Raw genomic sequence first — 6158 nt, 5'->3', positions numbered from 1 at the left:
GCACTCAGAAAGAAAGCGGGACCCCGGATCAAGTCCGGGGTGACGGAAAACTAACGTCCGCTACTGGCCAAACCAGCCCCGATGGCATCGCAAGAAAAGGCTAACGCATCTGCATGGCCGTCCCGCTCAAAACTCGAAATTCAACCGGCCATAGTAGAAGCCGCCGCTCGCGCCATAGGGCGAATATTGATTGTAGAGGGAAAAGCCGTTGGCCTGCAACGAAACGGGCAATTTGTCGGGATAGATGTTGAACAGATTGTTCGCCCCCGCCGTCAGCTTGATACCCTTGCGCAGTTCCATCCCCAGTTCCAGGTCGAAAATGACCTTGGGGTCGATCTCCGCATCCAGCGAGGGCGTGGTCGGATGGACCATCGTCACCTTGCCATATCGGGTGGCGCGCAGGTTCAGGCTGGCCGGCCCCCTGGTCCAGAACATGTTGGCGATGAACTTGTCGCGCGGCGTGCCCTTGGTGAAATCCCCCCGTTTCGCCCGGCCGATCAGCATCAGCCCGGAATCGGCCAGCACCGGCGGCACGGCGTCGACATGGGTGAAGACGGTCTTGTTGAAATTGGCGGACAGGCTGAACAGCGCATGGCCCAGATCGCCCAAGCCCGCCCGCCAGGTGCTGACCACGTCCAGCCCCCGCGTCCGGGTGTCGGCGGCGTTGGAGAAGTAGAATCCGCCCGCCGAGGAGGTGATGCCCGCCGCCGCCAGAACCCCGCGCACCAGCGGCCCTTGCAGGGTTTCGGACAGCAGGATGCGGTCCTTGATCCTGATCTGATAGGCGTCGACCGTGATGTTGAGGCGCGGCGTGGGCGTCAGGACGATCCCGGCGGACAGGTTCCGCGATTTTTCCGGTTTCAGCGGCGTCGCGCCCAGCGCCACGGCGGCGGCGGAATCCACTGGCAAGGCCGACACGGGCAGCAGCACGCCGCTCACGTTGATCGTGCTGGCGGAGGAATAATGCTGCTGTTGCAGGGTCGGGGCGCGGAAGCCCGTGCTGGCGGTGCCGCGCAGCGCCAGGCCGCGCAGCGGCTCTATGCGCACTGACGCCTTGCCGGTATCGGTCGTGCCGAAGTCGGAATAATCCTCATGCCGTCCGGCCAACGCGACCTCGAACCCCTCGACGACCTGCTGTTCCAGGTTCAGATAGGCGCTCCAATTGTCGCGGCTCCATGTTCCGGCGGAGGAAAGGGGGAAACCCGTCACCCCCTGCGACCCGGATGTCCGCAGCACGCCGGCATTGGGGCCGGTGGTCGATCGGTATCCGCCGTCGATATAGGAAACCGGGTCGCCCGCGCCGATGGCGTAGCTGTTCCAGCGATATTCCGCGCCCAGCGCCACCAGCAACGGTTCGGCCAGGCCCAGATCGACCGTCTTCTGAAGGTCGAGATTGGTCGTCCATTCCTTCGACGTGACGGCGCCGATATGCATGTCGGTGGGGCTTGCGGGGCCGAGCGAGGCGTTGAGGACCGAACTTTCCCGATATTTCGCCCAATCGCGGGAAAAGCTGCTGGACAGGTCGTAATGGAATGTGTCCGACAGGTCGCCGCGCAGCCCCGCCGTGGTCTGGAAATCCTCGTCATAGATGTGGAGATGCGGGCTGTAGCCGTTGGGGAACAGTTCGGGAATATTGTTCGGCGCGTCGGGGAAGCGATAGGTCAGCCAGGCGTCGCTATGCCGTCGCGACGCCGTGCCGAACAGGTAGAGTTCGACCTGATCGCTCACCGGCAGCGACAGGTCATAGGCGAAGTTGATGCCCGACACCTGCGGCTGGCCGCCGCGGTTCACGTTGCGGTCGACGGTCGCCTCCCGCGGGTCGAGCGCGCCCGTGGTCGAGGAATAGAGCTGCCCCACCCGCGCATAGAATTGTCCCGGATTGGGCGCGCTGCGATAGGTGCGGCCCTGAAGGAAGGCGTCCAGCGTGAAGTGGACATGGCCGCCGTCGCCGATGCCGAAGCCCTTGCTGATCTGGAACCGGCCCTGTTCGCCGCCGCCGTCCGCCGTGGCGCCGCCCAGGAAGGAGGCGCTGCCGCTGGCGTCGTTCTTCAGCAGGATGTTGACGACGCCCGCGATCGCGTCCGACCCATATTGCGCCGATGCGCCGTCGCGCAGCACCTCTATCCGTTCGATGGCGGAGGAGGGGATAAGGTCCAGGTCGGGCGGCGACTGGCCGTTCTGGGTCGTGCCGTTGATGAACAGGGTCGCGGTGTTGTGACGCCGCTTGCCGTTCACCAGCACCAGCAGATGGTCGCCGGCAAGGCCGCGCAGCGACAGCGTCTTGACGGCGAAGCTGGCGCCTGCGCCGCTGTTCGACACGTTGATCGACGGCACCAGCGTGCCCAGCAGGTCGCGCACGGACTGCTTGCCGCTCGCCTCCAGATCCTTGGCGCTCAGCACGTCGATGGGGGCCAGGCTTTCCGCGACGGTGCGGGTGGTCTGGCGGGTGCCGGTCACGATGATCGGGGCCGAGGCCTCCTCCGCATCGGCGGGAGCCATGGCGACTGGAGCCCCCGACCCGCCCGCCATGGCGACCTGCGCCAACTGGACCGACAGCGGGCTGCGATGGGCGACGGTGCGGCTGGCCGGCACGGCAAGGGCGATGACTCCCGCGCCCGCCTCGCTATGCCTGAGCGCGGTCCCGGCCAGCAGCCGCTTCAGCGCGTCTTCGGTCGACAGCCAGCCCTGCACGCGTCGGCTGCGGATCGACGCGACCTCGTCATAGGGGAACAGGATGCGCACGCCCGACTGGGTCGAAAGCTGGCGCAGGGCGCTGCTCAGCGGCTGAGGGGCGATGTCGAACTTGTGGCGCTGCGACAGGGTGGCGTCCATTTTCGGCGACGCCACGAGCTTCATGGGCGAAACAAGGCATGCGGCAAAGGCGAAGCCCGCCAATGCATGGCGAATGCGCATCGAATATTCCCCTGTTGCGGACGGCTTTTGCCGTTCCGACGTCGTCCAACGAAGAAAAAGTCCCGATCCGCCATCCATTCCGGTGAAGCGGGCGGGAAGGATCGGATGCGACGGATAAGGGATCGGGAAATCAGCGGGAAATGAGATTTCCTTATCCCGATATTGCAAGTTGCGTCGGGCGCCTTCATCAATCCCCGGTTTGCAGGAACCAGCGCCGGTCCCCCTCCAGCCCGATCGCCGTCAGCCGGCCGCTGCGGAAGGCGCCGGTGTCGATGCCGATCCGGTTGGGCCGGATGTCCACATCCGCGCTGATGTTGTGGCCGTGCACGATCATCTTGTCCAGGCGCCCTCCATGGTTCAGGAAATCGCCCCTGATCCAGCGCAGGTCGGCCGGAATCTGGGCATGGAGCGCGACGCGCGGCCGCACCCCCGCATGGACGAAGAGGTAATCGCCCAGCGGCAGCATATCGGGGAAGTCGTCCAGGAAATCGACATGGTCGCGGGGGACGTGAGCCAGCATCCATCGCGCCATCGCCTCGTCGCTCATCCGAGCGCCGTCCTCCGGCCCCAGTCCGTAGCTGGCCAGCGTCTCCACCCCGCCATGGCGGCGGAACAGGCGGGCGGCCTGCGCCCTGCCGCGCGCGGCGGCGACGAACATCTCCTCATGATTGCCCTTGAGGAAGCGGACCTCCTCGCCGGAGCGCGCCAGGTCCATCGCCCGTTCGACCACCTGCCGCGACTGCGGCCCCCGGTCGACTAGGTCGCCCAGCAGGATCAGCAGCCGGGGCAGGGGATGGCGCCCCGCCTCGTCCAGCGAGATCCGGTCCAGCAACTGGGCGAGCAGGTCGTCGCGGCCGTGAACGTCGCCTATGGCATAGACGCGCCGGTCCCCGCCCACGCTGGGGGGCGGCGCATGCTCCCGCGCCTTCCGCGTTCGGAACGGCATCAGCATGGCGGGCCTGCCTCACATATCATGCCGCCAATGTCGCACAGCGTTACAGGCGCGGCAATGTGACGCCCTGCTGCCCCATATATTTGCCCGCGCGGTCGGCATAGCTGGTCTCGCACGGCTCATTGCCCTGGAGGAAGAGGAACTGGCACGCCCCCTCATTGGCGTAGATCTTGGCCGGCAGCGGCGTGGTGTTGGAAAATTCCAGCGTCACATGTCCTTCCCAGCCCGGTTCCAGCGGCGTCACGTTCACGATGATGCCGCACCGCGCATAGGTGGACTTGCCCAGGCAGATCACCAGCACGTCGCGGGGCACGCGGAAATATTCGACCGTCCGGGCCAGCGCGAAGCTGTTGGGCGGGATGATGCAGACATCGGTCTTGCGGTCGACGAAGCTGTTGGCGGCGAAATCCTTGGGGTCGACCACGGCGCTGTCGACATTGGTGAAGATCTTGAACTCGTCCGCCACCCGCGCGTCATAGCCGTAGGAGGATAGGCCATAGCTGATGCAGCCGTCCCGCCGCTGGCTCTCCACGAACGGCTCTATCATGTTGTTGCTCCGCGCCTGTTCGCGAATCCACTTATCCGACAATATCGACATGGCTGTTCAGCTCTTTCCAGGGGTGATGCCCAAATCGGCGGGACCGAAGGCATGGGGCAGGAGTTCGGCGACGCGATGTTCGACCAGCGCGTCTCCTTCCGGCGCCGCGCAGTAAATGGCGAGCGTCCGCCCGGCCATCTGCTCGGCTTCGTTCATGATCTGGCGGCACCGGCCGCAGGGGGTGACGATGGCCTGCCCCGATATGGCGCCGTCCGCACCCATGGCGCCGCCCACGACCGCAACCGCCTCCACATCGGCAAGGCGGCCCTGCGCATTCGCCGCGGCCAGCGCCACCGTTTCGGCGCAGAGCGACAGGCCATAGCTCGCATTCTCGAAATTGCAGCCGGTCACGATCCGCCCGTCGGTCAGCCGCACCGCCGCGCCGACGGCGAAGCGGCTGTAGGGCGCGTGCGCATGGCGCATCGCTTCCCGCGCCGCTTCGACCAGCTTTTCCGTCGCATTCATCGCGCCATCACATCCCATCGCACCGGACCGTCGATGCCGTCGATATGCCGCATATCATTGGCTGTCCACATCACCCATTTGCGCTGCCCGCCATCGGGCGCGAAGAAATTGCGATCCAGCCACAAGGTGCGGTTGATTCCCGACGCGATGGCGTATTGGGCGTCGAAATCGTCGCTGACGTTGAGCAGCACCGGCGTGCCCGCATGACTTTCGATCAGGTTGATCAGCGTGTTCAGTTCCGACAGCACCGCATCCTGCCCCGGCCGCGCGCGGCAGCCCGGATCGAACGCCAGCCTGATCACCGGGGGCAGCGCGGCATTGTCGCGCGGCACCATGGTCATGAAGCCCGTCGCCTGTTCCGAAGCCCTGGCGCACAGGCTGAAATCGAGCGCGGCGCCATAGCGCATCCCCGCCGCCCTCGCGCCCGCCCAGTTCGCCTCGAACGCCGGATCGCGGAAGCGTCCGCCGCTCGATGCGCGGATATAGGCGAAATCGGCCCCCTGCGCCGCCAGCGTGCCCCAGTCGATCGGGCCGTTGTCCGACGACACCGACACGCCCTGGGTTGGGAACGCCTCCCGGCCGGGCGCCCATTCCCGCGCATAGAGCCACCCGCCCAGGGCCAGCAGGCCCGGAACGGCAAGAAACAGGCAAAGACGGGCCATGAAATGGCCGGCGCTGACGATATGGATGCCCCTTACCCCTTGATGTGCAGGACGCAGATCAGCGTGAACAGGCGACGGGCCGTATCGAAATCGACCTTGACCTTGCCGTCCAGCCGCTCGATCAGCGTCTCGGCGGCGGCATTGTGGATGCCCCGGCGCGCCATGTCCACCGTTTCGATCTGCTGCGGCGAAGCGTTGCTGATCGCCTGGTAATAGCTGTCGCAGATCGCGAAATAATCCCGGATCGGGCGGCGGAACCGACCCAGGCCGAGGATGATCGCCTCCAGCGGATCGCCGTTTTCCCGGCGTATCTCCATGACCAGCCGGCCTTCCTCGACGCGCAGGTGCACCTTGTAGGGGCCGGCATAGCCGTCCTCATGGCTGCGCTGCGGCTCGAAATAATTATCCTCCAGCAGGTCGAATATGGCGATGCGCCGTTCCTGCTCCACATCGGCGTTGCGCCAGAGGATCGTCCGCTCGTCGAGCGTGATATCGATGATGCGCGGATCGGCCATGAACGCTATGGTCAGTGCGGCGGCGCAAGGGGAAATGCAACCGGGAAAAGCAA

General features: G+C 65.8%; 6 protein-coding genes. All 6 read right to left on the bottom strand.

Annotated features, from left to right (window positions below; translation table 11 throughout):
• Positions 1-126 precede the first annotated feature (126 nt).
• Genes L286_RS34545 through L286_RS34520 form a run of 6 tightly spaced genes read right to left on the bottom strand, consistent with a single transcriptional unit; the run spans position 127 to position 6105 of the window.
• Positions 127-3081, bottom strand: a complete 2955-nt coding sequence (locus L286_RS34545) for a TonB-dependent receptor plug domain-containing protein (RefSeq protein WP_020821001.1) — start codon at positions 3079-3081, stop codon at positions 127-129.
• 19 nt (positions 3082-3100) lie between these two features.
• Complete coding sequence (locus L286_RS34540; protein WP_020821000.1) at positions 3101-3865, bottom strand: metallophosphoesterase family protein; 765 nt, start codon at positions 3863-3865, stop codon at positions 3101-3103.
• A 43-nt stretch (positions 3866-3908) separates the two neighbouring features.
• Positions 3909-4463 (bottom strand): dCTP deaminase, encoded by a 555-nt coding sequence (gene dcd / locus L286_RS34535; protein ID WP_007688937.1) that lies wholly within the window; start codon positions 4461-4463, stop codon positions 3909-3911.
• A gap of 6 nt (positions 4464-4469) precedes the next feature.
• Positions 4470-4928: a cytidine deaminase gene (locus L286_RS34530; RefSeq protein ID WP_013039929.1), complete on the bottom strand. Its 459-nt coding sequence runs from the start codon at positions 4926-4928 to the stop codon at positions 4470-4472.
• Positions 4925-5590, bottom strand: a complete 666-nt coding sequence (locus tag L286_RS34525) for a glycoside hydrolase family 25 protein (RefSeq protein WP_007688951.1) — start codon at positions 5588-5590, stop codon at positions 4925-4927. The genes L286_RS34530 and L286_RS34525 overlap by 4 nt, the downstream gene beginning before the upstream one ends.
• A gap of 32 nt (positions 5591-5622) precedes the next feature.
• Positions 5623-6105, bottom strand: coding sequence for a UPF0262 family protein (locus tag L286_RS34520; RefSeq protein ID WP_021223354.1), 483 nt, complete (start codon positions 6103-6105; stop codon positions 5623-5625).
• Positions 6106-6158: the final 53 nt, after the last annotated feature.

The sequence above is a fragment of the Sphingobium sp. HDIP04 genome (genome assembly GCF_000445085.1).
Taxonomy (GTDB): Bacteria; Pseudomonadota; Alphaproteobacteria; order Sphingomonadales; family Sphingomonadaceae; genus Sphingobium; species Sphingobium indicum.
The sequence above is the reverse complement of the archived record's forward strand: the minus strand, read 5'-3'. Positions and strand labels throughout refer to the sequence as shown.